Source organism: Ramlibacter sp. G4-7 (genome assembly GCF_057784995.1).
Genome location: NZ_JBYNTT010000013.1, coordinates 72,229 through 96,956, shown reverse-complemented (window position 1 = coordinate 96,956; position 24,728 = coordinate 72,229). Strand labels below are relative to the sequence as shown.

The window sequence follows — 24,728 nt, the reverse complement described above, 5'->3', positions numbered from 1 at the left end:
TACGAGGGCAGGCCTGCGCAGGCAGTCCCCCGGGAGGGGACAGACACCCCCGGAGCCGTGGCGGACAGTCACGGCTGCAAGGACGAAGCCAACTCCCGAACCACCATGACCCACGCCACCTACATCTGCACCGACGGCTCGCGCCGTGACGTCGACGTCGCCGTCGGCACCAACCTCATGCGCGCCGCCTGTGACGGCGGCATCGAGGGGATCGTCGGCGATTGCGGCGGCTCCATGAGCTGCGCCACCTGCCATGTGTTCGTCGAAGACGGATTTGCCGAGCTGCTGGGCGCCATGGAGTCGAACGAAGACCAGATCCTCGACTACACGGCCGCGGGACGCCAGCCGAACAGCCGCCTGGCTTGCCAGATCGTCATGAGCCAGGCGCTCTCTGGGATCGTGGTCCGCGTCGCCGACCCGCAGGTGTGAGCACCATGGCTGCCCCCTCCTCCTGGCTCCAGCTGGAAGACAAGGTCTGCGTCGTCACCGGCGCGGCCGGCGGCATCGGCGCCGAGATCGCCCGGGAACTGGCGGTAGTCGGCGCGAAGGTCGCCGTACTCGATCGCCACGAGCAGGGCGCGCAGGCCACGGCAGCGGCCATCGCCGAAAGCGGCGGCCGCACCATCGCGGTCCGCTGCGACATCACGGACAAGGCAGACGTGGACGCTGCCGCCGAGCGCGTGCAGCGCGAACTCGGCCGTTGCGACGTGCTGGTGAACAACGCAGCCACGATCTACGCCGAAGCGCTGATGAAGATCGAGCTGACGAAGTGGAACCAGCTCATGGCGGTGAACCTCAACGGCTTCCTGCTGTGCGCACAGGCCTTCGGCCGTCAGATGATCGTTGCCCGCGGCGGCAGCATGGTCCACGTGGCGTCGATCTCCGGCCGCGTGCCGCAGCCGTACAGCGGCCCGTACAGCGTGAGCAAGGCGGGCGTGAAGATGCTGTCGCAACTGCTGGCGGTGGAACTCGGCGAGCACAACATCCGCAGCAACGTGGTGAGCCCCGCCATGGTCCGCACGCCCCTGACAGAGGGCATCTACAAGGACCCCGCTGTGCTGAAAAAGCGCGAATCCATCGTGCCGGCCCACCGCATCAGCGGGCCCAAGGACATCGCAGAAGTCGTGGCATACCTCGCCAGCCCACGCTCCGGCTACGTCAACGGCCAGGACATCCTGGTCGACGGCGGCCTCAGCACGGCTTGGCTGACGCTGATCCCGCGGCCCGGCTTCGAGAAGCAGGACGCGGATCGCGCATGACCGCGTTCCGGCGCAGTGGCTTGGTTGCGCTCGCGACAGTCCACTTCGGCAGCAGCGCCATGATGCGCGTGTGCGACCCGATGCTGCCTGCCCTGGCCAAGAGCTTCGGCGTCACTACCGGGCGTGCCGCACTCACCGTCTCCGCCTATGCGGTGGCCTACGGCTTGCTGCAACTCCTCTTCGGCCCGCTGGGCGACCGCTACGGCAAGCGCCGGGTGATCGGTTTCGCGGCGCTGGGCTGCGTGGTGGGCAACCTGCTCGCTCTGTTTGCCGTGGGACTGGAGATGCTGGTGGTCGCACGCTTCCTGGCCGGCGCGGCGGCGGCCGGCATCATCGCGCTGGTCCTCGCCTGGGTGGGAGACACCGTTGCCTACGAAGACCGGCAAGCGGTGCTCGCACGTTTCCTCACGCTGTCGCTGGCCGGCATGATCGCCGGACAATGGTTCTCGGGCTTCCTCACCGAGGTGGCCGGCTGGCGCACCGTGTTCGCGCTGCTGGCCGTGCTGTTCCTCGCCGGCGGACTGGGCATCGTGCTGAATCGCGATGTGCGCTCCGAGCCGGTTCGGCCGCCCTCGCGGCACGGCCATTGGCGCGACCTGCGCAGCGTGGTCGCCGTGCCCTGGGCGCGCTGGATGCTCGCAATCGTCATGGTCGAAGGGGCCTTCGCGTTCAGCGGCCTGGCCTTCCTGCCGGCCTTCCTCGTCAAGGAGTTTGGGTTGGGATTGTCGGCGGCGGCCGCCGTCGTCGCGCTGTACGGAGTGGGCGGCTTTTTCTATGCATTCGCGGCACGCCACCTGCTCGCGCGCCTGGGTGAAAGCGGGATCGTTCTGGCCGGCGGCCTCGCGCTCGGGCTGGGCTGGCTGGCCCTGTGCGTGGCGCAGCATTGGACCGTGGCGGTTCCGGCCTGCCTGGTCGCGGGGCTCGGCTTCTATATGCTGCACGGCACCCTGCAGACCCACGCCACGCAAATGGTCCCGACGCTGCGGGGCACCTCGGTCAGCCTGTTTGCCTCGGCCATGTTCCTAGGGATCTCCGCCGGCGTCGCCGTGGCTTCAGGCGTGGTCGACCGCTTCGGCACACGTCCGGTGTTCGGCACGTGCGCCTTTGTCCTGCTCGCGCTGGGTGGCGTGCTGTCCTTCAGCCTGCGCCAGCGCGCGGCCGCTGCGCAGGCTCCTGGACCGCTTACGCGTCCGGCAGCCACTCCTCGAGCGTGACTTCGAAGGTCATGCAGATCGGATTGCTGCCGGCCACGAACGGGCCGCCGTGGACGTTCCCCTCCGTGTCGGCGACCACGCCCGTCAGCGCGGCTCGCATGGATCCGTCGGCGACGGAACGCACCTCGCCTGCCAAGCTGACGATCTCCACCGCGGGGCCCGTCACCCTCAGATAGCGCCCGTCGGGCGTGCGAAGACAGGCGTCGACGAGGCTTCCGAGTGCTCCCCGAACGAAAGCGTTGCGGAAGCCCTGGGCGAGGCACAGCTTCTCCACGCCCAGCACCAGGTCCTCGTTTGGCGCTATGCGCGCGTAGGCGACGCGCCCCATGCTGCCGGTTTCCGTGATGCGGCTTTCAGACATGGTGGACCTTCGCATGCGGCTGCAACAAGGGAATGTTGGTTTCGGGGTCGAAGGCGACGCGGAGTTCGAAGCCCTCTAGGGAAGTGACCAGCACCGGGATGGTCTCCGGTCCGACGAAGGACTGGTGCGGCACGATGTGCCCCCCCTTCACTTGCCCGGACTCGGTGCGCAAGGCTGCGTGGCAATGCACCAGTGGCTCGCCGCGGGCGTCCTTCCCCACCGTCGCATTGCCGAAGATCAGGGTGCACCGCCCGGCCTTGATCGGGTGGGTGTAGGCGATCACCGCCTGGCCCGAAGGATCCGGCGGCGCGACGCAGAACTGGAGTTCGCTGAAGACACCCCCGAGAATGGTGGTGGAGGCGCTGCGCACGCCGATGGCGGCCAGTGGCCGCACGAGCGCTTCGAACAGGCTGAGGCCCGGCTGCAGGGCCAGCCGGATGTGGCGCGCCCGCGGGGCCTGGCGGCTGTGGATGCGAACAGGGGCGGACGTGCCCGGGTGAATCAACATCCGCGGTCGCGGAAACTCGGTCGATACGCTGGAGGCCATGATGGCGGTCTCTTTCCTTGCAGTGAGGTCCGGGTGGGACCGGTCGAGGGCCAGGTCGGCGGGTAAGCCGGCGCGGCCCGGTAAAAGGGAAAAGGCGCGAGGGTGAGACGGGGTACTAGGCGGCAGCTTGCTCCTGCAAGCGGCCCAGGTTCGCGCGGACGGCGCCCTGTTCGGGCTCCAGCAGGTTGACCTCACTGCGTTGGAACAGGGTCGTTCCGAGGCTCTTGCGCTGGGCCACGAACTGCTCGTGCAGCCCGCAGTGCGAAGCGATCATCTTCTGCCCCGCATGCCAGGTCTCGGCATCCGGCCACGCATGCAGCAGCACCGTCTTGAGCATACCGGCGCCCGCTGCCATGTCGAACACGCCGAGCGTGCGGGCCCCGGCTTCACGCAGCAGCGGGAGCCAGGTGCCCTTGAGGAATTCCACGTTTGCGGCTACCTGCCCCGGCGCAATCTCCTGCTGCACCAGTTCGTGCAGGCCACCGACATGCGTGTCCGCATCCTGCGCCCCGACCGGCCACGCCGCGTTCGGCTTCAGGAAGAACAGGTCGTGCCGCTGCACCATCTCGTGCCCGGCATTCGTTTCGCTGCGGATGCGCCACCAGTCCGCATCCTGGTAGAAGCCGGCCCAGGTCGCCTCGCGATGGGCGTAGTCGCGATAAGCCAGCAGGTACACGAAGCGCGGCGCATCAGGGCCGGCCAGCGCGCTCCAGCGCCCCACGCAGTTGACACCGTGCCTGGCGAACAGCGCGGGCAGGTGCTGCCCGAAACGGGAGTGCACGTCGGCCATGCGGCCGGGCGCGACGGAGTACAGGCGCAGTTCGTAGATCATGGCGACATCATCGCGGGAAGCGGCCGATGGTCTTGTCCCTAGCCAGGGGGGCATACGGCCGCCGCCCGGATTCCTAAGCTCCCGTGATGAAAGCCATCGTTTCCACGCCCAACGGCGCCCAGCTCGCCGACATCGCCGCGCCGCGGCCCAAGGCCAACGAGATTCTCGTGCGCGTCAAGGCCGCGAGCCTGAACCGCGCCGACCTCGCCGGCCTTGCCGCGAAGGACGGCACGGTGATCGGGATGGAGTGGGCCGGCGAAGTCGTGGAGGTCGGAAGCGAGGCGGGCGACCATCGACCGGGTGATCGCGTGATGTGCACCGGAACCGGCGCCTACGCGGAGTACGCGGTCACGGACGGGGGCCGCGCCTGCAAGGTCCCCGACGCGTCGCTGCCGTACGAGCAGGCCACCGTCCTCACTCTCGCGCTGCAGGCGATGCACGACGCGGTCGTTACGCACGGGCGGCTGGAGCGAGGCCAGGACGTGCTGATCCACGGTGCGAGCTCCGGCGTCGGCCTCATGGGCCTGCAGATCGCCCGCCTGCTGGGCGCGCGCACCGTGATCGGCACCTCGACCAACGCGGCGCGCCGCGCCCGGCTGGCGGAGTTCGGCGCGGACCTGGCGCTCGACCCGTCGCAGGCCGGCTGGGTCCAGCAGGTGCTGGACACCACCGGCGGCAAGGGAGTGGAGGTGATCGTCGACCAGGTCACCGGCAGGCAGTTCAGCCAGACAATGCAGTGCGCCGCGCTCGCTGGACGCATCGTCAACCTGGGGCGCCTCGGCGGTGCCGGCGGCGAATTCGACTTCCAACTGCATGCGCTGCGCCGCCTCACCTACATCGGGGTCACGTTCCGCACCCGCTCGGTCCAGGAGATCCGGGTGCTGAACGCACGCATGCTCGACGACCTGGGCTCGGCCATCGCCGAGGGGCGCTTGCGACTGCCGATCGACCGGGTGTTCCCGCTCGCCGAGGCGGCGGCCGCACTCGCGCGCATGGGTGCCAACGAGCATTTCGGCAAGATCGTCCTGGCCGTCTGAGAAGGAGCAAGTGATGCCGAAGGTCACCATCGTCTGCTACAGCAGCACCGGCAACACCTGGGCCATCGCGCAAGCGGTGGAGAAAGGCGCGCGCGAAGCGGGTGCACAGACGCGCCTGCGCAGGGTGCGCGAGCTCGCCGGGCCCGAAGCAATCGCGGCCAAGCCGGCCTGGGGCGCGCATCTCGAAGCCATCCGGGACGTGCCCGAGGCGACGCTGGATGACCTGGACTGGGCCGACGGTTTCGTCTTCGGCACGCCGACCCGCTTCGGCCTGCCTTCGGCACAACTGAAGCAGTTCATGGACACAGCGGGCCCGCTGTGGGCGCAGGGCAAGCTGCAGGACAAGGCGGCCGCGGCGTTTACCGGCGCGGGCAACGCGCACGGCGGCCAGGAGTCCACGCTGCTGGCCCTGCACAACGCGTTCTACCACTGGGGTTCGATCATCGTGCCGGTCGGCTACACCGACAAGCTGCTCTACGCCGCGGGCGGCAACCCTTATGGCGTGAGCTACAGCGACCCGCGCGGCCAGCCGATGCCGCCGGAGAAGCTCTCGGCCGCGCGCTACCAGGGCGCGCGCGTGGCAAAGTTTGCGGGGCTGCTGGCAGCGGGGCGCGGCTGAGGACGCGCATGCTAGGCTCGCGACCCTCCACGAAGCAGGCAGCGGGGGAATCCTGAATGACAGGCGAGCGGGTCGAAGAAAACGGCGATGAGGAGAGCGGCGGCGTCCAGGCCGTCGACACGGCGCTCAGGGTGCTGTCCGCGCTGGTCGAGATGGGACCACCGCTGATGCTCAAGACGGTCGCCGAGCGCGCCGACATGCCGCCGCCCAAGGCGCACCGCTACCTCGTGAGTTTCTGCCGGGGCGGCCTCGCCGAACGCGACCCGATTTCCGGCGGCTACCGTCTCGGCCCGCTGGCCGTGCGGCTGGGCCTCGCGGCGTTGCGGCACCTGCACGTTGTCAACGTGGGCGCCCAGGCGCTCGGTGAACTGCGCGACCAGGTCAGCTACACCGTCGGCCTGGCCGTATGGGGCGCGGCCGGGCCGACCTTCGTTCGGTTCGAGGAAACCAACGAGGCACTGATCATCAGCGGCCGCCCGGGGTCCGTGATGCCCGTGCTGTCGTCCTCGACCGGTCGGGTCTTCGGCGCCTACCTGCCCCGCAGCGTCACCGAGCCGCTGCTGCGCCGCGAGCTAGCGGGCAAGCCCCATCCCGGCGCCAGCCCTTCCAGCGCTCCACGCATGTCCAAGCAGGAGATGGAGGCGCTGTTCCAGCGCGTTCGCGATCAAGGCATGGCGCAGGTGAAAGGCGACCTGAATCCGGGCCTGCACGGCCTGTCGGCGCCGGTGTTCGACCACGCGGGCGCCATTGCCGGGGTGATCACCGTGATGGGCCCTGCAGGAGTCATCGACGTATCGCTCGACGGACCGGTCGCGGACGCCTTGCGCGCAAAGGCGCGCGAGGTCTCCCAGCGGATGGGTTCGCCCTGAGGAAAGTCCTGCCCGCCGAGCTTCCTTCCGGGTTTTCCCTATGCGGTCGGGAATTACGAAAAGCGTAATCTGATTACGTTAACAGGAACCGACAGGATGCCTTGAGCGCCTGCGCAGTCCCGCCCCATAAGGGAATCAGGAGACAACGATGACGATGATGACCGTTCGCGAGAACGCGGCCCGCACCACCCCGCAGGACGCCGCCCTCGCCGCCTTGGTGGACTCCATCGGCGAAGACCGTTTCGGCCCCGCCCTTGCGCGCTTCCTCAACGAGCTGTGTGGCGCCGACCACTTCGCCGCATTCCGCATCGGCGGCGAGGAACTGCGCGAAGTGGCAGCCTGCTGCGTGGAGCCCGAGCGCACCGCGCGCGACCGCGTGGAGAGCTACGTGAAGCAAGGCTGGTGGAAGCGCGACCCCGCAATGACAGAGGCGCAGCGCTGCCTGGCGGCGCCGCGCCCGAGCATCATCCATGTCGATTTCAGCGACGACGGCTACACCGCCATGCGGCCCAGTGTGTACCCGCACGTACGCGACCGCCTGCTCCTGTGCGGCCATGGGCCCAATGCGGACTTCGGGCTGAGCATCCTGCGGGCCGACCCGCACGCGCCGTTCGCCGGCGACGCCATCGACAAGGTGGCCCGCTCCGCCGAACTGCTGGTGAGCCTGCTGGGCAAGCACGCCGATGTCCGCCAGTCACGTCCCAACGTGGCGGAGGCCCTGACCGGGCTGGCCGAAATCGAGAGCTGCATCGTCGCCACCAGCGACCTGCCCCGGCGCGAGGCCGAGGTCAGCGCCCGCATCCTGTACGGGCTGTCTTCGGTGGGCATCGCGCTGGACCTCTCGGTCAGCGAGGAGACCGTGAAGACCTATCGCAAGCGCGCCTACCAGCGGCTTGGGATCGGCAGCGAGCGAGAACTCCTCACGTGGTACCTGGCGCGGTGGAGCCGCTGGCGCGGCCATCGCTTCGACCTCGCCTCGTCCGGCGCGGTGCACTGAAAAGCGTCCCCTCGAAGGGGACTGACCGCCGGCCGCCGCGGTGCGCCAATGGAAGCATGCTTACACGGCAGCCATGCAGTACCCCGCCCTCACCCTGATCCACGAGGAGCACGAGGCCCTGGCGTCCGTGCTCCGGGCGCTGCGCCATGCAGTGGACAGCGCCCGCAAGGCCGCCGCGCTGCCGGACTTTGAATTCCTGCGCGCGATGCTGTTCTACATGGACGAAATGCCGGCCCGCCTGCACCACGCGGTCGAGGAGGAGATGCTGTTCCCGCGCATCCGGGAGCGGTGTCCCCCCCTGCGGCCCGTGCTCGACCGGCTGGAAGCCGAGCACGCCCGCGGTGAAAGCACCGTGCGGACGCTGGAGCGCGCGCTCACCGGCTGGGAAATGCTGGGCGAAGGGCGGCGTGAAGCATTCGAACTCCAGCTGGGCGCCTATGTGCAGGGCTACCTCGGCCACATGGAGGTGGAGGAAAACTACGTGCTGCCCGTGGCCCAGGACTACCTCTCGGAGGCGGACTGGGCCGAACTGAATGCCGCCTGCACCCGCCAGCGCGCGGCGCTGAGCGAAACCACGCTGCAGACCCATCGCGCACTCCTGCAACGCATCGTCTCCCACAACCCCACTCCTCCTGCACCATGCAAGACATCGAAGTGCCCGTCCTGATCGTGGGCGGCGGCGGCTGCGGCCTCGCGTCGTCGCTGTTCCTGTCGCGGCAAGGCATCCGCAACCTGCTGATCGAACGCCACCCCGCCCCGGGGCGCCTGCCGAAGGCGCGCTATGTCAGCCAGCGCACCATGGAGCTGCTGCGCCAGTTCGGCGCTGCCGACGACGTGTACCGCCGCTCCATGCCGCTCAAGCACATCTCGCACATCCGCTGGTGCACCTCGCTCGCCGGCGATGGCGATCTGGACCGCCGCACCTTCTACCGCATCGAGTCCTTCGGCGGCGGTTCGCTGACGCACTACGCCCAGCACAGCCCGTGCGAGTCGACGCTGTTTCCGCAGGTCCGCATGGAGCCGCTGCTGCGCGAACTGGCGACGGCGGAAGACAAGGGCCAGGTTCTCTACAACCACCAGCTGATGTCCTTCGAGCAGGACGAGGCCGGTGTCACGGCCGTGGTGCGCGACCGCGCAAGCGAGCAGGACTTTCGCGTCAGGGCGCGCTACGTGATCGGAGCCGACGGCGGCAAGACGGTCGGCCCCGCACTTGGCGCCAAGGTGGAAGGCCAGACCGATCTCGCGCACATGGTGACGGTCTACTTCCGCGCCGACCTGTCGCAGTACTGGGACGACGATTATTCAATGACGACGTGGTTCGTGAATCCCGAAGGGGGCTCCTGGGCGAGCGGCGTCCTCGGGCAGCTCGGTCCGACGAAGTTCGGCCGTGATTCGGAAGAGTGGATGTTTCACTTCAGCTTCCGTCCCGACGATCCTTCGCGCTTCGAGGAGGCCTCGCTGCTGCCGCGCATGCGCGAACTGCTGAAGATCCCGGACCTCACGCCGGACATCATCGGCATCGGCCACTGGACAGTCGAAGGGGTGCTGGTGGACCGCTATCGCTGGGGCCGCGTGCTGCTGGCCGGCGATGCGGCGCACCGCCATCCGCCGACCACGGGGCTGGGCCTCAACTCCGCCATCCAGGACGCGCACAACCTCACCTGGAAGCTCGCTGCGGTCATCAAGGGACAGGCGCACGACAGCGTGCTCGATAGCTACGAGGCCGAGCGGCGCCCGGTGGCAGCCAGCAACATCCAGTGGGCGTTGATGACGTTCCAGAACCACCAGCTCACCGATGCCGGCATTGGCCTGGTCCGCGGCAACGCGGAACTGAGCCAGGCCAACTTTCGCCGCTATTTCGCGGACAATCAGGAAGGCCGCACCCGGCGCGCGCGGCTGGCACAGATCATGGAAGTGCAGCGCATGGAATGGCAGGCGCACGACATCGAACTGGGTTACCACTACGACCTCGGTGCCGTCATGGCGGACGGCACGCCGACCCCCGAACGCGACCCGCTGGGCCAGACCTATGTGCCGACCACGCGGCCGGGGCATCGGCTGCCCCATGCCTGGCTGGAACGTGATGGCAAGCAGCTCTCGACCCTGGACCTCGTCAAGCCAGGCAGCTTCGTGCTCATCACCGGGAAGCGCGGCTCCGGCTGGTCCGAGGCCGCCGCCGCGGTGGCGCGCTCCAGCGGGGTGCCCCTCGAGGTCGTCGAGATCTCCGACGACTCCCCCGTGCGCGACACCGACCGCAACTGGCGGCACCTGCGCGCGGTCTCGGCGGACGGCGCGATCCTGGTGCGGCCGGACCAGCACGTGGGCTGGCGCTCGATCGGCCCGGCCAAGGACCCCCAGGCCGTGCTCGCCGCCGCCTTCGCGAAGATCCTGCAGCGCGAGATCGCCTGACCAGCAACATCCGGAGCCCATGATGCAAAGACGCAGCCTTCTTTCCCTGCTTGCCGGTGCGGCGCTCGCGCCGGCGGCTTTCCCGCAAGCATCCTGGCCCAGCCAGCCGATCCGCCTGGTGGTCCCCTACCCGGCCGGCGGTGGCACCGACTTCTTCGCGCGCGTGGTGGCGCCGGGCATGGGGGAGGCGCTCGGCCAGACGGTGATCGTCGAGAACCGGCCAGGAGCCAGCGGCATCATCGGCGCCACGGCCGTGGCCAGGCAACTGCCGCCGGACGGCCACACCTTCCTGCTCGGCGACATGACGACGTACGCCGTCAATCCGAGCATGTTCGAGAAACTCTCGTACGACCCGCTAAAGGACCTGGCCCCCGTGACGATGACGGCCAAGTTCGACTTCCTGCTGGTGGTGAACCCGCAGGTGCTGCCGGTGAACAACCTCCAGGAACTCGTGGCGATCGCGCAGAAGACACCGGCCGGCCTGAGTTACGCCTCGCCGAGTGTGGGCACCACCCACCACCTTGCGACCGAGCTGCTCGCGCGCCAGACCGGCATGAAGCTGGTGGCCATCACCTATAAGGGCGGCGGCCCCGCGGTGCAGGACTTGCTGGGAGGCCAGATAGGCATGATGTTCCTTGACCGCGCATCGGCACGGCCCCACATCGAGTCCGGCAAGCTGCGGCCCATCGCCGCGGCAGGGTCCAAGCGCATCGCTGCGTACCCGAACGTCGCGACCCTCTCAGAACAGGGGGTGCGAGGATTCGATGTCGAAGGTTGGCAGGGCTTCACCGTCCGCGCCGGCACCCCTGATTCCGTGGTGAGGGCACTCAACGCTGCCTACCTGAAGTCAATCGCGCCGGCCGAGATCCGGCGGCAGCTGAACGAAGCCGGGATCGACCCGGTCGGCAGCACACCCGAACAGTTCACCGCCTACATGGTGAGCGAGACGGCGAAGTGGCGCGCCGTCATCAAGGAACGCGGGATCAAGGCGGAATGAAAAAAGCGGCCGCCGGCCGCTTTTTTGGTTCATCACCGCGCGTTGCATCGGAGTCGCCGACTGCTCACTGGGCCGTCACGAAGGACCCGTTCTTCACCTGCAGGATGGCGGCCCCGTAGCTGGGCTGGCGCACCGTGTCCAGCGTCCACTGGCCGCCACCGATCACCACCGGAACCTTGCTGGATTTCGCCAGCTGCGCGCGGATCTTCTCGCGGTCCGGATTCGGTCCCGCGTTGCGAATCGCCTGGATGCCGATCAGCGCGGTGCTGTAGCCCATCGCAGCCCTGTTGTCTGGGACCACGCCATAACGCGCCTTGTATGCGTTGATGAAGGCCGTGTTCACCGGATTCGGGCTGGTCACCGCATAGTCGGCGACCACGTAGGCGTTTTCGACGGCCTTGCCGCCGGCCTTGATGAAGCCTTGTGACGCCAGCGAGGCGGGGCCCATGAAGCGGGTCTTCGGATCGACGCCGGCCTGCAGCAATTGCATGAAGAAGTTGGCAGACAGTTCCGCGGGCGCCGCGATGAAGACCGCGTCGCCGCCCATCGCCGCGATCTTGGTGGCCAGCGGCAAGAAGTTGGAATCGGACGCCTGGATGCCCTCCTCGCCGACGATCTGCGCACCGGCGGCCTTCATGGCGTCGCGCATGGCATTCTTCTGCGCGATGTAGCCCTCGTTGCCCTGGTCGAAGACGACGATCGCCTTCTTCACGGCGAGCTTGTCCACCGCGTACCGGCCCAGCCGGCCGGTGGTCTGGGTGGCTTGAGCGCCGACCTTGAAGGACCAGGGGCCGGCATCCAGGATTTCCGCGGAGGAGGAGGTGCTGACCATCGGGATCTGCAGCGCGTTGGAAACGGGCGCGCCGGACACTGCCTCCACGCTGGTCGTGGGACCGAGCAGGAGGACCGCCTTGTCCCGCCGCGCGAACTGGTTGATCAGGCTGATCGTCTGCGCCTTGTCACCGGCAGTGTCGCCCTCGACGACGCGGATCTTCGCGCCACCGGGAAGCCCCTGCTTGTTGGCCTCCTCGATCGCAAGGCGCATCGCGTTCTGGATGGGCACGCCGCCGAAGGCATACACCCCGGTGGTGGCGTTGAACACGCCGACCGTGATCTCGTTGCCCTGCGCAAAGGCCGTGCCGGCCCAGCCCATGGCGAAAGATGCGGCGGTAGCCAACAGCCACTGCCTGCGCGAAAGGTTCATCGAATGTCTCCTGGATTAAGGGGTCAGGCAATCAGCCCGGCGCGGCCGAAGTAGTGGTCGGCGATGACGGGGTCTTCAGCCAGCTCGCTGGCCAAGCCGGCGTGGACTACGCGGCCCTGCTCCAGCACCGCGGCGCGGTGCGCGGTCTGCAGCGCCAGGCGCGCGTTCTGTTCGACCAGCAGGATCGTCAGGCCCTCCTGATTCAACCGCTTGAGCGCGCGGAACACGTCCTTGATCACCACGGGTGCGAGTCCGAGACTGGGCTCGTCGAGCAGCAGCACCTTGGGGCGGCCCATCAGTGCGCGGCCGATCGCCAGCATCTGCTGCTGGCCCCCCGACAAGGAACCAGATGCCTGGTTGCGGCGGTCCTTGAGCACGGGGAAAAGCGCATGCACGCGATCGAGATCAGCGGCATCGCTGCCGCGCGTGCCCGCGGCCTGGCGCCCCAGCTCGAGGTTTTCGGCCACGGTCAGCGGGGCGATCACGCGCCGGCCTTCCGGCACCTGGATGATGCCGGCGCGCGAGCGCTTGTGGGCCGGCATGCGCGCCAGCGACTGCCCTTCGAACAGGATCTCGCCGGTCGCCGGAACGATTCCGGACAGCGCGTTCATGAGGCTGGACTTGCCGGCGCCGTTCGGGCCGATGACGGTGAAGATCTCGCCCTTGCGCACCGTCAGGCTCACGCCGCGCAGCGCCTGGATGCCACGGTAGTGGACGTCGACGTTTCGGATATCAAGCACGGCTTCAGGCTCCCAGGTAGGCTTCGACCACGACCGGATCGCGGCCCACCACGTCGGGCTCGCCCTGCGCAATGAGGCGGCCGGAGGCCAGGACGTACAGCCGCGAGCACAGGGACATCACGAAGCGCATGTTGTGTTCGATCAGCAGCACGGCGACACCGCTGGCCGCGACGGCGCGGAAGATGCCGGCCAGGCTCTCCGCTTCGGCGTCGTTCATGCCCGCCACGGGTTCGTCAAGCAACAGGACGCGGGGGTTGGTGGCCAGGGCGCGCATCATCTCGATGCGGCGCTGGTGGCCGTAAGACAGGCCGCCGGCGCGGTGCTCCGCGAATTGCGCCATGTCGAAGCGTTCGATCAGTTCCATCGCCTGCACCTTCAGCCGCGCGGTTTCGGCGCGGGCCGAAGGCAGCCCGAGGAAATTGGCCCAGAACCCGGTGCGCTCGTGCCGGTGGAATCCGGCCAGCACGTTGTCCAGCACGCTGGCGTCCGGCACCAGCCGGATGTTCTGGAAGGTGCGGGCCACGCCGGCGCGGGCCAGCTCAGGCGCTTCGGTGCGCGACACGTCCGCTCCATCGAGCAAGACGCGTCCCGAGGTCAGGTGCAGCATGCCGGTGATCAGGTTGACCACCGTGGTCTTGCCCGCGCCGTTGGGGCCGATCAAGCCGGTGATCTGGCCGGCCGGCACCTGCAGACTGACCCCGTCCACCGCCGGCACGCCGCCGAAGTGGCGGGCCACGTTTTCGAGCACCAGCGCGGTCATGACTGCACTCCTGCGGGGGTGACCGCGATCGAGGCGGCCGGCGCCTCCGGAGAAGAAGGATTGGAAGGCGCCGGGCGCGACCGCCCCGCGCGCCGCAGCCGGCCGTCGCGCCAGCGGGCAATCAGGGTGTCGGCGACCCCCCGCGGCAGGTAGACGATCACGACCATGAGCAGGATGCCCTGGACGACATTGCGGTAGTCGGCGAAGACGCGGAAGACCTCCGGCAGCGAAGTCAGCACCACGGCGCCGACAAGCGCGCCCCACACTGTGGTGCGGCCGCCCAGGACCACCATCGCCAGGGCCATCACCAGCAGGTTGAACCCATAATCCCCCGGAGTGACCGCGTAGCTGCTCAATGCGTGCAGGCCACCGGCCAGGCCGGCCAGCGCCCCGGAAAGCACGAAGGCGACGCGCTGGTAATGCGGCACCGAGATGCCCAGCGACACCGCGACGGTCTCGTCCTCGCGGATCACGTCAAGCGCGCGGCCCAGGCTGAAGCGCCCCATGAGCACCATCAGCCAGGTGACCACCGCGACGATGGCCAGCAGCGAGAGCGTGCCCACCGCGTGCGGGATCCCGTTGATGCCGAGCGCGCCATTGGTCAGGCTGACCCAGTTCTGCGTGGCCGACAGCACGATCTGCACGAAGGCCAGCGTCGCCACGGCCTGGAACACGCCGCGCAGGCGCGACAGCGGCAGCGCCAGCAAGGCGCTCGCCCCGGTGCCGATCAGGGTGCCCGCGACCAGCGCCAGGGCGGGCGGCCAGCCCGCCTTGGTGATCAGCAATGCGGTGCCGTAAGAGCCCAGGGCGCAGAAGCCCGCGCTTCCAAGCGAGAACACGCCGGCGCGCAGCACCACGTACTGGCTCATCGCGAGCAGCGAATACACCAGGATGTGGTCGAACAGGGACTGGTAGGTGTAGAAGAAGTTGATCATGCGCGCTGCACCCGCATTGCCGCGGTGGACTGGCCGAACAGCCCGGTCGGACGAACGATGATGGCGACGAACAGCGCCAGGAAGACGATCGCTTCGGCGACGCCGGAGGAGATGTACGCCACCGCGAGTGTCTGGATGAGGCCGATCGCCAGGCCGGCGACCAGCGCACCCGGGATGCTGCCCAGGCCACCCAGGATGATGATCACGAACGCGCGCAGCAGCAGCGGCTCGCCCATGGCGAAGTGGACGGAATTGAACACCAGGCCGATCAGCACGCCGGCCATTCCGGCCAGCGCGCCGGAGATGAAGAAGACCTGCATGTTCACCGGCCCGGGATTGATTCCCAGCAGGCGGGAGGTCTGCTCCGAATGGGCCACGGCGCGGATGCGCTGGCCGAAGCCGGTGCGGTAAAGCGACCAGACCAGGCCGAACACCATGGCGATCACCAGGCCGATGATCACCAGCTGCAGCAGCTGAATGCGCAGGCCGAACACGTTGTACACCACCACGGGGAAGGCGTCGAAGGGGAAGCGCATCACGGCGGTGTTGGAAACCTTCTGCGCGATGGCCAGCAGGACCAGGTCCGCGCCGATCGACGAGACGATGGCCGAGAACTCCGGCGCCCCCCGCCGCCGCAAGGGCCGGAAGGCGAACAAGTCCAGGAGCACGGAAATGAGGCCTCCCGCGACGATGCCGACCAGCAGCGCGACGTAGATCGGCGCATCGAGGACGGTCACGGCATACAAGCCCGCGAAGGCCCCCCACATGAAGACGGACCCGTGGGCCATGTTCATCACATGGTTCACGCCGAAGAGCAGCGTGAAACCAAGGGCGAAGAGCGCATAGACGCTGCCCACCACGATGCCGTTGAGGATCTGTTGCATCAGCATGCCGGCAGGATAGGAAAAGGGCTCCCGCGGGTATGTCCCCTTCGGGGGGGATGGGGTTTTCACCAGCGATTGCTGCCGTACCGCAGGGGTCCCGCCGAAGGGGGACAGACCTGCGCGCGTGACCGGACTAGTCTGCAGCACCTCCGGCACCATGCCGGGCAGGAGTTGCCTTGCGGCCGCTGTCCACCGAAGCTTCCTCGCACGCGCACGGGCCGGTGACGCCCGCCAGCGGCAGCTTCGACCCGTTCGAGCCCGGCTATGTGCTGGATCCCTATCCGGCGCTGGCCGAACTGCGCGCCGCCGAGCCGGTGTTCTTTTCGCCCGCCATCGGGTCCTGGGTGGTGACACGCTTCGAGACCGTGAAGGCGGTGCTGCGGGACACGCGCCGCTTCTCCGCGAAGATCGCCTCGGATCCCTTGCAGCCCTTGTGCCCGCACGCCCGCGGCATCATCGCGGACGCCGGATTCAACGTGCCGCCGCTTCTGGTCAACAACGACCCGCCCACGCACACGCACTACCGCGCCTTCTTCGGCACCCCGCTGACGCGCGAGCGGCTGCAGGCGCTCAAGCCTTTCGCGCAGCGCACCGTCGACGCCTACCTCGACCGGCTCGTTGCGGGCCCGCGTCCCACCGACCTGGTCGCCGGCCTCACCTGGGACGTGCCGGCGCTGGTGCTGTTCCAGCTGCTCGGCGTGCCGGGCGAGGACGTGGCCCGCGTGAAGGAGTGGGCCGCGAGCCGCGTGGTGCTGACATGGGGCCGGCCCACCGAGGAGGAACAGGTGGCGCTCTCCAAGGGTGCCGTCGCCTACTACCGCTACGCGCACGAGCTCGTGCAAAGCAAGGCGCGGGACTTGCAGGACGACTACCTGAGCGACCTGGTGCGCCAGCGCAATGGCGACGACGCGCAGGCGACGCTGCACGAGATCGGCGCGATTGCCTTCAACCTGCTCTTCGCGGGGCACGAGACCACCTCGAGCGCGGCCGCCAACCTGTTCAAGGCCGTGCTGCAGGACCGCCCGCTGTGGCGCGCCATCTGTGCCGGCGAGCAGCTCCTCGGCCCGGTGGTGGAGGAGTCGCTTCGCGTGGACCCACCGGTGCAGGCTTGGCGCCGGCAGGCGCTGGAAGAAGTCGTGCTCGATGGCGTCACGATTCCGGCCGGCGGCCGGCTGCTGCTGGAATTTGCGGCGGCTAACCACGATCCCCAGCAATTCCCCGAACCCGACGCCTTCGTGCCGGGACGGCGCAATGCACTGCAGCACGTCGCCTTCGGTGCCGGCACGCACTTCTGCCTCGGCGCGCCGCTGGCCCGCATGGAGCTGGAAGTGATGCTGGAGCGCGTGGCCGCCCGCCTGCCCGTGCTGGCACTGGTGCCCCGCCAGGACTATCCCTACACCCCCAATACCTCCTTCCGCGCCCTGCGCCGCCTGATGGTGACGTGGTGATCGCCTCGTCCTGAAAGTTTTCGCATGCACCGCTTTCCGCACCTGCCCGTCGACGACGAACTCGAGATCCGCTCGGTGTTTGCCCGCTACGGCCACCTGGCCGACGCCGGCGACCCCAACTTCGTCCAGCTGTTCACCGAGGACGCAACCTGGACGCGGCTCAATTCGCCGCCCGCAGCACACGGGGGCTCCGGCCTCCCACCGGAGACCATCCAGGGGCACGGCAAGCTGCTCGCGCTGATGGAAGAGGTGATGAAGAAGAAGTTCCACCAGCGCATGCACCACCAGATGACGGACTTCTACGTGGTGCCCGGCGCCGGCGCCGACGACGCCATGGGCCACGCCCGCGCGCTGATCACCGACTGGCGCGACGGCCCGGGCAAGATCGCGATGTTCGGCAAGTACGACGTGCGCTTTCGCCGCACTCCGGTGGGCTGGCGCATCAGCGACGTGAAGGTCCGCGTGCTGCCGAGCGCGGAGTGACCGGCATGAGCACCGTCATGGTCCCCGCCGCCCCGGTCCTCGACGAGGACCCGTTCTCCGACGCGAACATCGCCGACCCGTACCCCTTGTTCGCGCGCATGCGCGACATGGCACCGGCGGTCTACATCGCGCCCCACGACTACTACGCCGTGGTCCGGCATGCCGAGGCCGGCATCGTCGCCAGCGACTCCGCCCGCTTCACCACGACGGGCGGAGTGGGCCTGAGCGACATCCGCAAGCCGGGCGCATGGCGACCGCGCAGCCCGATCACCGAGATTGACCCGCCGGACCATACCAAGGTACGGGCGGCGTTGCAGAAGGTGCTCTCGCCGCTGGTGGTGAAGACGTGGAAGGATAAGTTCGCCGCGCGTGCGGAGGAAGTTGCCGACGAAGCCGTCGCGAAGGGGCGCGTGGACGGCGTGGCCGACATCGCCGAGGCTTTCGTACTGGACGTGTTCCCTTCCGTGCTCGGCGTGGATGTGCCGCCGGAGCGTATCAAGCTTACGGGCGAGCTGAACTTCAACCAGATCGGCCCGAACAACGCGCGCACGGCGGCGGCGCTGGAGCGGGCCGGACCGATCATGGAGTGGTACTCGCAGGTGCTGCAGCGCGAGCACATGCTGCCCGGCGGCTTCGGCGAGAAGATCTACCAGGCGGAGGACGCCGGCGACTTCGAGAAGGGTACTGCGCAGTTCCAGGTGCGCACCTTCTTTCGCGCGGGCGTGGACACCACGATGGCAGCCATCGGCTCGACGCTGAAACTGCTGGCCGAAAACCCGGACCAGTTCGCCTTGGTGAAGGCCAACCCGGCCTTGCTCAAGGGCGCGTTCGAAGAGGCGCTGCGCCTGGAATCGCCGGCGCAGGTGATGTTTCGCACCACGACCGCCGATGTGGAACTGGGCGGCGTGCGGCTGCGCGCCGACACCAAGGTGGGCTACCACATGGGCGCGGCTAACCGCGATCCGCGCCAGTGGACGGATCCTGACCGCTTTGACGTGACCCGCCAGACCACCGGCGTGCACCGGGCCTTCGGTGTCGGCGTGCACGTTTGCATCGGTCAGATGATCGCGCGCCTGGAAGCCGAGAGCATCCTGGGCGCCGTGATCCGCCGTGTCCAGCGCATCGAGCCCGCAGGCCCAGCGCACTGGCGGCCCGTGAATACCCTGCGCACCCTGGACACCCTGCCCCTGAACCTGGCCTCCTAGGCCGCCTGCATCCACCACGAAACCGGAGACCTCCATGACACTGCATCGCCGCACCGCCCTTGCCGGCGCCGTCCTCCTCGCCGCCAGCGGCTTCGCCTTTGGCCAGGCCAGGGAACTGCCGATCGGCGTGTTCAACGCCCTGACGGGAAATTACGCTTTCGGCGGCGTGCCGATCCAGAACGGCATGCGGCTGGCGCTCGAGGAAGCGAACGCCGGGGGCCTGCCGGGCGGCGCAAAATTCAAGATCATCGAAGGCGACGAGGCCGGCGAGAAAGGCCAGGCAATCAGCCTGGTGAACCAGTTCGTCAAGCGCGACAACGTCGTGATGATTCTCGGCCCGACCATCAGCGCGTCCGCGCTCGCGGCGGCGCCGGTGGCCAACGAGCTTCAGGTGCCCATCCTGGCCATCGGCAGCTCGCCTGGCATCCCGGCGACCGGACCCTGGGCCTTCAAGATCCAGGCGACCCCCGTGGACATCATGAACTACCTGGGCAAGCTGTCGGTCGAGAAGCTGGGGATCAAGCGCCTGGTGACGATCATCGACCAGAGCAACGACGGCTACGTGGGGCAGAAGGATGCCCTGGTGACCTACATGAAGGGCGCCGGCACGACCATCGTGGCGGACGAGAAGTTCGTCTCCAGCGACAGCAACTTCCTCGCGCTGGCCACGAAGGTTGCCGCTATGAACACCGACGCAATCTTCATCGCCGCGCCGGCGGAAGTCGCGGCCAACCTGATCATCCAGATCCGCCAGGCCGGCCTGGACCCGAAGGTCAAGATCATCGGGCCGAGCACCTTCGGCTCGCTCGGCTTCATCAAGGCAGGTGGCAAGGCGGTGGAGGGCACGTACGTCGTCTCCGACTACTCACCGAACAGCACCTCGCCGGCCAACATCGCCTTCGTGAATGCCTATCGCGCGAAGTACAAGGCAACGCCGGACAACTGGGCGGCGATGGGGTACGCGCTCGGCACCGTAGCGGTGCAGGCGGTGCGCAATGCGGGCCCGAATCCCGACCGGACCAAGATCCGCGATTCGCTGGCGAAATTGAACAAGGTGCCGATGGTGCTGGGCAACGGCACCTGGAGCATGGACGAAAAACGCAACCCTTCCTACGGCGGCGTTCTGCTGCAGGTAAAGGACGGCAATTTCGTCAGCATCCAGTGAGGAAAGACGGCGCGGGCGGCAGCCCGTGCCAACGCGCATCAGGCGGTCATGCCGCCATCGACGTTGTAGACGCCGCCGGTGATGAAGCTCGCCTGCGGCGACAGCAGCCAGAACACCACGTTGGCCACTTCGTCCGCGGTCGCGGCGCGGCCCAGGGGCTGGTTGGCGAAGTGCTGCTTCAGCGCCGCCTCCACCTGCTCCTCGCTGCGCCCGTCGATGCGGAAGGTGCTGCGCAGGAGCGGCGTGTCGATCGGCCCAGGGCAGATCACGTTGATGCGGATGCCGTGCGGCGCGAACTCCAGCGCCGCCTGCTGCGTCAGGCGGATGACGGCGGCCTTTGACGCGCCGTAGACACCGAGGCCCGCCTCGGCCCGGCTGCTGCGCTGGCCGGACACGGAAGACGTGTTGACCATCGCGCCCGCGCCTTGCTGGCGCATCGCGCGGCCCACATGTTGCATCCCTAGCAGCACGCCGCGAAGATTGACCGCCAGGATGCGGTCGAAGTCCTCCATGCGGAACTCCAGCAGCGGCGACTGCGGCCCGACGATGGCCGCATTGTTGTGGAACAGGTCGATGCGGCCGAACTTCTGCAGCGCCACGCTCGCATAGCGCTGCACGTCCGCCTCGACGGCGACATCGGCCTGCACGGCGATGACCCGCGCCGGGTCGAGCCCTTCCATGGCGCGGTCCAGCGAGAGTGCATCGCGGTCGATGACCACGACGCGGGCGCCAGCGCCAAGCAGTTGCCTGGCGAGGGCGAGGCCGACACCGCTGGCACCGCCCGTGACCACTGCCACCTTGTCTTCGAACATCCGACTCATTGCAGGGTCACGCGCAGCGCGTCCGCAGCCCGGAACACGAACGTGTGCATGTGCTTGGCCGTGTCCGGCTGTACCAGCCGCATCTTCGGAAAGCGCTTGGCAAACTCCTCGAACACGATCTTCATTTCCAGCCGGGCCAAGGGTGCGCCCAGGCAGAAGTGCACGCCGTTGCCGAAGGTCAGCTGCTTGCGCGCATTGGCGCGGCGGATGTCGAAACGGTGCGGGTCGGGGAACACTTCTTCGTCGCGGTTGGCGGAAGCAAACGACAGCATGATGGGCGCCCCCTTGGGAATCGTGACGCCGCGAATCTCCACGTCTTCCAGGGCGATACGGCGCCAGCCGATCACCGCGCCGGCGTAGCGCATGCCCTCCTCCACCGTGTTCGCGGCCAGCGAGGTGTCGGCACACAGCGCCTCCCACTGGTCGCGATTTTCCAGCAGCGAGCGGAAGGTGTTGGTCAGCTGGTTGGTGGTGGTCTCGTGGCCGGCAAAGGCGACGCCAAAGGTATGCGTGGTGATCTCCGGGATGCTGATCACCTTGTCGTCACCGTTGCGGATGGCCAGCATCTTGCTGGTGAAGTCGTCGCGCGGACTCTTCTGCCGGTCGGCCACCAGCGCGGCGCAATACTGCCAGAAGGCCGCCATGTTCCGCGCGCCCTCGATCTGTTGCTCTGGCGTCGCCGGGCTGAAGTCGATCACGCTGCGCGCGCCGGCCCACTTCTTGACGTTCGGGATGTCCTCGTCGGGAATGCCAAGCAGCTTGAACACCACCTGGGCCGGCAACTCGTACGTCACCTCGTGCAGCAGGTCGATCTCGTTCTTGCCGTCGACCCGATCGATGGCGTCAGCGACCAGCTGGCGGATGTGGGCGTCGAGCTTGATGAACTCCCGCAGGTTCAGGGTCTGGCTCGTGATGCCGCGGATGCGCTTGTGCACCGCGCCGAACAGCGTCGAGTGGCTGCCCGTCTGGTTCATGAAGCCGCCTTCGCGCAGGATGGCCTCGCCCTCCGGCGACATCGGCGTCACCGGACGGGTGGTGTTGGCTGAGGTGAAGCGCTCGCCGTCGTGCAGCACCGCCAGGACGTCGCTGTGCTTGGTCAGCACCCAGTAGCCGATCTCCTCGCTGAAGAAGACCGGTTCCTGGCGCCGTTGCACCTCGAAGGCGGCATGCAGCTCCGGGCTGAAGTAAGGCTTGAAATCCTTGTTGGCGGGCTGGAAAGGGCAGCCGGTGATCGCGTTCATTGCAGGTTCTCCTGGATTCAGCGCATCAACATGCCGCCGTTGACGTCGATGGTCGCGCCGGTCACGAAGCCCGCGCCCGGGGAGACAAGGTACGAGACGGCAGCGGCGATTTCCTCGGGCATGCCGATGCGGCCCAGTGGCACGCCGGCCGTGCCCATGTATTTCTGCCCTTCATTGCCGGCCGGCACCGTCTGGTGCAGCATGGGCGTGTCGATCGGGCCGGGCGCCACCGTGTTGACGGTGATGCCGAGCGCGGCCGCCTCGCGAGCGGCCACCTTCGACAGGGCAAGCACGGCGCCCTTGGAGGCGCTGTAGGCCGAGCCGCTTTGCATGCCGCCCATCTGGCCGGCCAGCGAAGCGACTGTCACGATGCGGCCGTCCGGCACGGAGCGGCCCGCACTGCGGCGCAGCATCTCGCGAACGCAGAGGAAGGTGCCGCGGGCATTCACGCGCATCACGCCTTCCCACTCGTCCAGCGTGATGTCCACGGTGGGCAAGCGCCCGGGTGCGGGCTGGGTGCTGAGGATGCCGGCAAAGCACACCAGCACGCCGGGTCGGCCGAGCTTCTGCTCCACGGCATCAAAAGCCACGCGCACGCTGGCCTCGTCGCCCACGTTGCAGGCGACGCCGACATGGCCCTTTCCGGGCAGCGTGGCGGCAGCGCGCTGCGCGGCCTCGCCGTGCAGGTCGGCGACGGCAATGGTGAGGCCGTCCTCCGCGAGGCGGCGCGCACTGGCGAGACCGAGCCCGCCGGCGCCGCCGGTGATCAACGCAATGCGCATGGTCTTGTCTCCTGGAGTCAGTTGGGATCCGGGTGGGCGTCAACCCAGCACTGCACCAGCGCGTCGCTAATGTAGGCGCTGGTGGACTGGCCGCCATCCACTGCCAGCACTTGGCCCGTCACGTAGCCCGCATCGTCGCTGCACAGGAAGGCCGCGGCGCCCGCGATCTCCTCCGGCTTGCCCGGGCGTCCCATCGGCGTGGTGCCGACGATGGTGGCGTAGAAACGCGCGGTGTTCAGGCGCCCCTCGGTCTGCGGTGTCGCGATGATCCCGGGCGCGATGGCGTTGACGCGGATGCCTTGGTCCGCGTAGTCGGCGGCTAGGTTGCGCGTCAGCCCGATCACGCCGGCCTTGGCCATGGAGTACACGGCCTGGCGGCGATAGCCGACCACGCCGAGCGTGGAAGCGATGTTGAGCACGACGCCCTTGGCCTTGACCAGCGCCGGGAAGGCGGCGCGCGTGATCATGAAGGTCGCTTTCTGGTTGATGTCGGCCCACTTCTGGTAGTCGGCATCGCTCGTCTCATGGAAGGGCGGGCAATTGCCCAAGCCGGCGTTGTTCACGAGCACGTGGATGCCGTCGAACTGCTTCAGGCATTCGTCGGCGATCACCTGCGGCGCATCCGCGGCAGTGACGTCGGCGACCAGCGTGCGGAGCCGCTCGTCGCGCGGTAGCGCACCCAAGGCTTGCGCGTTGACGTCCACCGCGAGCACTTGGGCGCCCTCGGCGTGCAGTCGCAGGGCAATGGCGCGGCCTATGCCTGACGCCGCCGCGGTGACGATGACCGCACGGCCGGTGAATCGGTTCATGCCACTTCCCAGATGTCGTACACGGGCCCGTTCGGCTCGCGCGTGCCAGTGCCGACGGCGATCTTGTCGTTCAGCCAGGCGAGTTTTTTCGAGGCGGTCTCGAACTGCACCGCGACACGAAAGTAGTCCGCACCGCGCGGGATCGGCTCCCGGTTGACGATCTTGCGCATGATCTCCGGTGTCGGCCCGTTGCGGCGGCCGGTGTACGTCATGTAGACCAGCTCGCCGGTATCCGTTTCCAGCACCAGGCGCACGTCGAGGTGCAGGCCACCGTCCGGCCGCTCGACGACGACGTCGGCACCTCCTGGCAGCACGCGCCCGCGGAGGCGTTCACCCTCGAAGCGTCCCCCGCTGACGCACATGACCCGGCGTGTGTAGCCGTGCGGCACGGCCCCCACCAACTGCGGCGGCGTGTCGACGTCGGCCTTGATGGTGAACAGCGGCCGCAGTTCGATGGGCGTCATGCCTTCTGCTCGTAGCGCTTGCGCAGGTCCTTGATCATGGCGACCAGCGCCTGGGGCACGTCCTTGCCCTCGGCCCTGGCCTTCGCCTTGCAGTCTTCCCACAGCTTGAGGTCGGCGTAGCCCTTGTCGGTGTGGCGGTTCCATTCCTTGTCCAGCGGCGTGGTGATCTCCAGGCGGATGCCGGCCGGGTCGTGGAAATAGATCGACAGGATCAGGCCCTTGTGGTCGGTCGGGCCGATCACGTCCACCCCCTGCGACTTCAGCCAGTCGTACCAGCGCAGCACTTCGGCGCGGTCCCTGGCCTGCAGCGCGATGTGGTTGAAGATGTCGTAGGCCGGGTGGCTGGCCTTGGCCGGCGGCGGCACGCCGGGCGCTTCGAAGAAGGCCAGCGTGGAACCATCGCCCATGCGGAAGAAGATGTGGAAGTACGGGATGTCGTCGCCGGTGGACGGCACGCTGTCGTCCAGCACGGTGCTGGCCAGTTCCATGCCCATGATGCGGGTGTAGAAGTCCGTCGTCGCCGCGGCGTCGGGCGTCACCCATGCCGCGTGGTTCAGCATCATCGGGGTCAGGCCGGGGTTGGGCGTGAGGGCGGCCTTCGGCTTGACGGCGGTGCCCTGGGGTGCGGTGGCTTGCATTGAGCGGT

The 24,728-nt window shown here is 68.2% G+C and carries 28 protein-coding genes; 14 read left to right on the top strand and 14 right to left on the bottom strand.

Features of this window, described 5'->3' with window-relative positions:
- Positions 1–105 precede the first annotated feature (105 nt).
- Genes AC3EGR_RS18295 through AC3EGR_RS18285 form a run of 3 tightly spaced genes read left to right on the top strand, consistent with a single transcriptional unit; the run spans position 106 to position 2,473 of the window.
- Positions 106–429: a 2Fe-2S iron-sulfur cluster-binding protein gene (locus AC3EGR_RS18295; protein ID WP_488547944.1), complete on the top strand. Its 324-nt coding sequence runs from the start codon at positions 106–108 to the stop codon at positions 427–429.
- Positions 430–434: 5 nt separating this feature from the next.
- Positions 435–1,259 carry an SDR family NAD(P)-dependent oxidoreductase gene (locus AC3EGR_RS18290; protein ID WP_488547943.1) on the top strand — a complete coding sequence of 275 codons (825 nt, stop codon included), beginning with the start codon at positions 435–437 and terminating at the stop codon, positions 1,257–1,259.
- Positions 1,256–2,473, top strand: coding sequence for an MFS transporter (locus tag AC3EGR_RS18285; protein ID WP_488547942.1), 1,218 nt, complete (start codon positions 1,256–1,258; stop codon positions 2,471–2,473). The genes AC3EGR_RS18290 and AC3EGR_RS18285 overlap by 4 nt, the downstream gene beginning before the upstream one ends.
- On the opposite strand, the gene AC3EGR_RS18280 is transcribed toward AC3EGR_RS18285, so the two are convergent.
- From AC3EGR_RS18280 to AC3EGR_RS18270, 3 genes are all read right to left on the bottom strand, one after another.
- Positions 2,442–2,834 (bottom strand): PPC domain-containing DNA-binding protein, encoded by a 393-nt coding sequence (locus tag AC3EGR_RS18280; protein ID WP_488547941.1) that lies wholly within the window; start codon positions 2,832–2,834, stop codon positions 2,442–2,444. The two genes, AC3EGR_RS18285 and AC3EGR_RS18280, sit on opposite strands and share 32 nt — an antisense overlap.
- Positions 2,827–3,342 carry a PPC domain-containing DNA-binding protein gene (locus AC3EGR_RS18275; RefSeq protein WP_488547940.1) on the bottom strand — a complete coding sequence of 172 codons (516 nt, stop codon included), beginning with the start codon at positions 3,340–3,342 and terminating at the stop codon, positions 2,827–2,829. The genes AC3EGR_RS18280 and AC3EGR_RS18275 overlap by 8 nt, the downstream gene beginning before the upstream one ends.
- 154 nt (positions 3,343–3,496) lie before the next feature.
- Positions 3,497–4,213: an NIPSNAP family protein gene (locus AC3EGR_RS18270; protein ID WP_488547939.1), complete on the bottom strand. Its 717-nt coding sequence runs from the start codon at positions 4,211–4,213 to the stop codon at positions 3,497–3,499.
- A gap of 86 nt (positions 4,214–4,299) precedes the next feature.
- On the opposite strand from AC3EGR_RS18270, the gene AC3EGR_RS18265 reads away from it, so the two are divergent.
- From AC3EGR_RS18265 to AC3EGR_RS18235, 7 genes are all read left to right on the top strand, one after another.
- A complete protein-coding gene (locus AC3EGR_RS18265) occupies positions 4,300–5,250 on the top strand; it encodes a quinone oxidoreductase family protein (RefSeq protein ID WP_488547938.1) in 951 nt (316 codons plus the stop codon).
- Between the two features lie 13 nt (positions 5,251–5,263).
- Complete coding sequence (wrbA, locus tag AC3EGR_RS18260; protein WP_488547937.1) at positions 5,264–5,869, top strand: NAD(P)H:quinone oxidoreductase; 606 nt, start codon at positions 5,264–5,266, stop codon at positions 5,867–5,869.
- 56 nt (positions 5,870–5,925) lie between these two features.
- Positions 5,926–6,738 carry an IclR family transcriptional regulator gene (locus AC3EGR_RS18255; protein ID WP_488547936.1) on the top strand — a complete coding sequence of 271 codons (813 nt, stop codon included), beginning with the start codon at positions 5,926–5,928 and terminating at the stop codon, positions 6,736–6,738.
- A 148-nt stretch (positions 6,739–6,886) separates the two neighbouring features.
- A complete protein-coding gene (locus tag AC3EGR_RS18250) occupies positions 6,887–7,735 on the top strand; it encodes a helix-turn-helix transcriptional regulator (protein ID WP_488547935.1) in 849 nt (282 codons plus the stop codon).
- A gap of 73 nt (positions 7,736–7,808) precedes the next feature.
- Entirely contained in the window at positions 7,809–8,402 is a 594-nt protein-coding gene (locus tag AC3EGR_RS18245; protein ID WP_488547934.1) for a hemerythrin domain-containing protein, read from the top strand.
- Positions 8,375–10,144 (top strand): FAD-dependent monooxygenase, encoded by a 1,770-nt coding sequence (locus tag AC3EGR_RS18240; protein WP_488547933.1) that lies wholly within the window; start codon positions 8,375–8,377, stop codon positions 10,142–10,144. The genes AC3EGR_RS18245 and AC3EGR_RS18240 overlap by 28 nt, the downstream gene beginning before the upstream one ends.
- Before the next feature lie 22 nt (positions 10,145–10,166).
- Positions 10,167–11,141: a Bug family tripartite tricarboxylate transporter substrate binding protein gene (locus AC3EGR_RS18235; protein WP_488547932.1), complete on the top strand. Its 975-nt coding sequence runs from the start codon at positions 10,167–10,169 to the stop codon at positions 11,139–11,141.
- 64 nt (positions 11,142–11,205) lie between these two features.
- Here the strand turns inward: AC3EGR_RS18235 and AC3EGR_RS18230 are convergent, their stop codons facing one another.
- From AC3EGR_RS18230 to AC3EGR_RS18210, 5 genes are read right to left on the bottom strand one after another with little or no spacing between them, the layout of a single operon-like run.
- Positions 11,206–12,345 (bottom strand): ABC transporter substrate-binding protein, encoded by a 1,140-nt coding sequence (locus AC3EGR_RS18230; protein ID WP_488547931.1) that lies wholly within the window; start codon positions 12,343–12,345, stop codon positions 11,206–11,208.
- Positions 12,346–12,368: 23 nt separating this feature from the next.
- Positions 12,369–13,085, bottom strand: coding sequence for an ABC transporter ATP-binding protein (locus AC3EGR_RS18225; protein WP_488547930.1), 717 nt, complete (start codon positions 13,083–13,085; stop codon positions 12,369–12,371).
- Positions 13,086–13,089: 4 nt separating this feature from the next.
- Positions 13,090–13,845: an ABC transporter ATP-binding protein gene (locus AC3EGR_RS18220; RefSeq protein ID WP_488547929.1), complete on the bottom strand. Its 756-nt coding sequence runs from the start codon at positions 13,843–13,845 to the stop codon at positions 13,090–13,092.
- Positions 13,842–14,780, bottom strand: coding sequence for a branched-chain amino acid ABC transporter permease (locus tag AC3EGR_RS18215; RefSeq protein WP_488547928.1), 939 nt, complete (start codon positions 14,778–14,780; stop codon positions 13,842–13,844). Before AC3EGR_RS18215 ends, AC3EGR_RS18220 begins: the two co-directional genes overlap by 4 nt.
- Positions 14,777–15,670, bottom strand: a complete 894-nt coding sequence (locus AC3EGR_RS18210) for a branched-chain amino acid ABC transporter permease (RefSeq protein ID WP_488547927.1) — start codon at positions 15,668–15,670, stop codon at positions 14,777–14,779. The genes AC3EGR_RS18215 and AC3EGR_RS18210 overlap by 4 nt, the downstream gene beginning before the upstream one ends.
- Positions 15,671–15,840: 170 nt before the next feature.
- Between AC3EGR_RS18210 and AC3EGR_RS18205 the strand changes: the two genes are divergently transcribed.
- From AC3EGR_RS18205 to AC3EGR_RS18190, 4 genes are read left to right on the top strand one after another with little or no spacing between them, the layout of a single operon-like run.
- On the top strand, positions 15,841–17,112 hold the full coding sequence (locus AC3EGR_RS18205) for a cytochrome P450 (protein ID WP_488547926.1): 1,272 nt from the start codon (positions 15,841–15,843) through the stop codon (positions 17,110–17,112).
- A gap of 24 nt (positions 17,113–17,136) precedes the next feature.
- Positions 17,137–17,595, top strand: a complete 459-nt coding sequence (locus AC3EGR_RS18200; protein ID WP_488547925.1) for a nuclear transport factor 2 family protein — start codon at positions 17,137–17,139, stop codon at positions 17,593–17,595.
- A 5-nt stretch (positions 17,596–17,600) separates the two neighbouring features.
- Positions 17,601–18,800, top strand: coding sequence for a cytochrome P450 (locus AC3EGR_RS18195; protein WP_488547924.1), 1,200 nt, complete (start codon positions 17,601–17,603; stop codon positions 18,798–18,800).
- Between the two features lie 34 nt (positions 18,801–18,834).
- Entirely contained in the window at positions 18,835–19,965 is a 1,131-nt protein-coding gene (locus AC3EGR_RS18190) for an ABC transporter substrate-binding protein (RefSeq protein WP_488547923.1), read from the top strand.
- 38 nt (positions 19,966–20,003) lie between these two features.
- On the opposite strand, the gene AC3EGR_RS18185 is transcribed toward AC3EGR_RS18190, so the two are convergent.
- The 6 genes from AC3EGR_RS18185 to AC3EGR_RS18160 are packed head-to-tail and all read right to left on the bottom strand — an operon-like array spanning position 20,004 to position 24,720.
- Positions 20,004–20,777, bottom strand: a complete 774-nt coding sequence (locus tag AC3EGR_RS18185; RefSeq protein WP_488547922.1) for an SDR family NAD(P)-dependent oxidoreductase — start codon at positions 20,775–20,777, stop codon at positions 20,004–20,006.
- A 5-nt stretch (positions 20,778–20,782) separates the two neighbouring features.
- Positions 20,783–22,027, bottom strand: coding sequence for a cytochrome P450 (locus AC3EGR_RS18180; RefSeq protein WP_488547921.1), 1,245 nt, complete (start codon positions 22,025–22,027; stop codon positions 20,783–20,785).
- 17 nt (positions 22,028–22,044) lie between these two features.
- Positions 22,045–22,809, bottom strand: a complete 765-nt coding sequence (locus AC3EGR_RS18175) for an SDR family oxidoreductase (RefSeq protein WP_488547920.1) — start codon at positions 22,807–22,809, stop codon at positions 22,045–22,047.
- A 17-nt stretch (positions 22,810–22,826) separates the two neighbouring features.
- Entirely contained in the window at positions 22,827–23,618 is a 792-nt protein-coding gene (locus AC3EGR_RS18170; protein WP_488547919.1) for an SDR family NAD(P)-dependent oxidoreductase, read from the bottom strand.
- Positions 23,615–24,082, bottom strand: coding sequence for a DUF3237 domain-containing protein (locus tag AC3EGR_RS18165; protein WP_488547918.1), 468 nt, complete (start codon positions 24,080–24,082; stop codon positions 23,615–23,617). The genes AC3EGR_RS18170 and AC3EGR_RS18165 overlap by 4 nt, the downstream gene beginning before the upstream one ends.
- On the bottom strand, positions 24,079–24,720 hold the full coding sequence (locus AC3EGR_RS18160; RefSeq protein ID WP_488547917.1) for a VOC family protein: 642 nt from the start codon (positions 24,718–24,720) through the stop codon (positions 24,079–24,081). The genes AC3EGR_RS18165 and AC3EGR_RS18160 overlap by 4 nt, the downstream gene beginning before the upstream one ends.
- Positions 24,721–24,728: the final 8 nt, after the last annotated feature.

Excerpts from the sequence above, each read along its gene's own strand:
- AC3EGR_RS18270 (WP_488547939.1), bottom strand. The coding sequence starts at position 4,213 with ATGATCTACGAACTGCGCCTGTACTCCGTCGCGCCCGGCCGCATGGCC.
- AC3EGR_RS18245 (WP_488547934.1), top strand. The coding sequence starts at position 7,809 with ATGCAGTACCCCGCCCTCACCCTGATCCACGAGGAGCACGAGGCCCTG.
- AC3EGR_RS18265 (WP_488547938.1), top strand. The coding sequence starts at position 4,300 with ATGAAAGCCATCGTTTCCACGCCCAACGGCGCCCAGCTCGCCGACATC.
- AC3EGR_RS18200 (WP_488547925.1), top strand. The coding sequence starts at position 17,137 with ATGCACCGCTTTCCGCACCTGCCCGTCGACGACGAACTCGAGATCCGC.
- wrbA (WP_488547937.1), top strand. The coding sequence starts at position 5,264 with ATGCCGAAGGTCACCATCGTCTGCTACAGCAGCACCGGCAACACCTGG.
- AC3EGR_RS18295 (WP_488547944.1), top strand. The coding sequence starts at position 106 with ATGACCCACGCCACCTACATCTGCACCGACGGCTCGCGCCGTGACGTC.
- AC3EGR_RS18170 (WP_488547919.1), bottom strand. The coding sequence starts at position 23,618 with ATGAACCGATTCACCGGCCGTGCGGTCATCGTCACCGCGGCGGCGTCA.
- AC3EGR_RS18235 (WP_488547932.1), top strand. The coding sequence starts at position 10,167 with ATGCAAAGACGCAGCCTTCTTTCCCTGCTTGCCGGTGCGGCGCTCGCG.
- AC3EGR_RS18290 (WP_488547943.1), top strand. The coding sequence starts at position 435 with ATGGCTGCCCCCTCCTCCTGGCTCCAGCTGGAAGACAAGGTCTGCGTC.
- AC3EGR_RS18190 (WP_488547923.1), top strand. The coding sequence starts at position 18,835 with ATGACACTGCATCGCCGCACCGCCCTTGCCGGCGCCGTCCTCCTCGCC.
- AC3EGR_RS18255 (WP_488547936.1), top strand. The coding sequence starts at position 5,926 with ATGACAGGCGAGCGGGTCGAAGAAAACGGCGATGAGGAGAGCGGCGGC.
- AC3EGR_RS18165 (WP_488547918.1), bottom strand. The coding sequence starts at position 24,082 with ATGACGCCCATCGAACTGCGGCCGCTGTTCACCATCAAGGCCGACGTC.
- AC3EGR_RS18250 (WP_488547935.1), top strand. The coding sequence starts at position 6,887 with ATGACGATGATGACCGTTCGCGAGAACGCGGCCCGCACCACCCCGCAG.
- AC3EGR_RS18185 (WP_488547922.1), bottom strand. The coding sequence starts at position 20,777 with ATGTTCGAAGACAAGGTGGCAGTGGTCACGGGCGGTGCCAGCGGTGTC.
- AC3EGR_RS18180 (WP_488547921.1), bottom strand. The coding sequence starts at position 22,027 with ATGAACGCGATCACCGGCTGCCCTTTCCAGCCCGCCAACAAGGATTTC.
- AC3EGR_RS18220 (WP_488547929.1), bottom strand. The coding sequence starts at position 13,845 with ATGACCGCGCTGGTGCTCGAAAACGTGGCCCGCCACTTCGGCGGCGTG.
- AC3EGR_RS18230 (WP_488547931.1), bottom strand. The coding sequence starts at position 12,345 with ATGAACCTTTCGCGCAGGCAGTGGCTGTTGGCTACCGCCGCATCTTTC.
- AC3EGR_RS18285 (WP_488547942.1), top strand. The coding sequence starts at position 1,256 with ATGACCGCGTTCCGGCGCAGTGGCTTGGTTGCGCTCGCGACAGTCCAC.
- AC3EGR_RS18275 (WP_488547940.1), bottom strand. The coding sequence starts at position 3,342 with ATGTTGATTCACCCGGGCACGTCCGCCCCTGTTCGCATCCACAGCCGC.
- AC3EGR_RS18195 (WP_488547924.1), top strand. The coding sequence starts at position 17,601 with ATGAGCACCGTCATGGTCCCCGCCGCCCCGGTCCTCGACGAGGACCCG.
- AC3EGR_RS18160 (WP_488547917.1), bottom strand. The coding sequence starts at position 24,720 with ATGCAAGCCACCGCACCCCAGGGCACCGCCGTCAAGCCGAAGGCCGCC.
- AC3EGR_RS18240 (WP_488547933.1), top strand. The coding sequence starts at position 8,375 with ATGCAAGACATCGAAGTGCCCGTCCTGATCGTGGGCGGCGGCGGCTGC.
- AC3EGR_RS18215 (WP_488547928.1), bottom strand. The coding sequence starts at position 14,780 with ATGATCAACTTCTTCTACACCTACCAGTCCCTGTTCGACCACATCCTG.
- AC3EGR_RS18210 (WP_488547927.1), bottom strand. The coding sequence starts at position 15,670 with ATGCTGATGCAACAGATCCTCAACGGCATCGTGGTGGGCAGCGTCTAT.
- AC3EGR_RS18280 (WP_488547941.1), bottom strand. The coding sequence starts at position 2,834 with ATGTCTGAAAGCCGCATCACGGAAACCGGCAGCATGGGGCGCGTCGCC.
- AC3EGR_RS18175 (WP_488547920.1), bottom strand. The coding sequence starts at position 22,809 with ATGCGCATTGCGTTGATCACCGGCGGCGCCGGCGGGCTCGGTCTCGCC.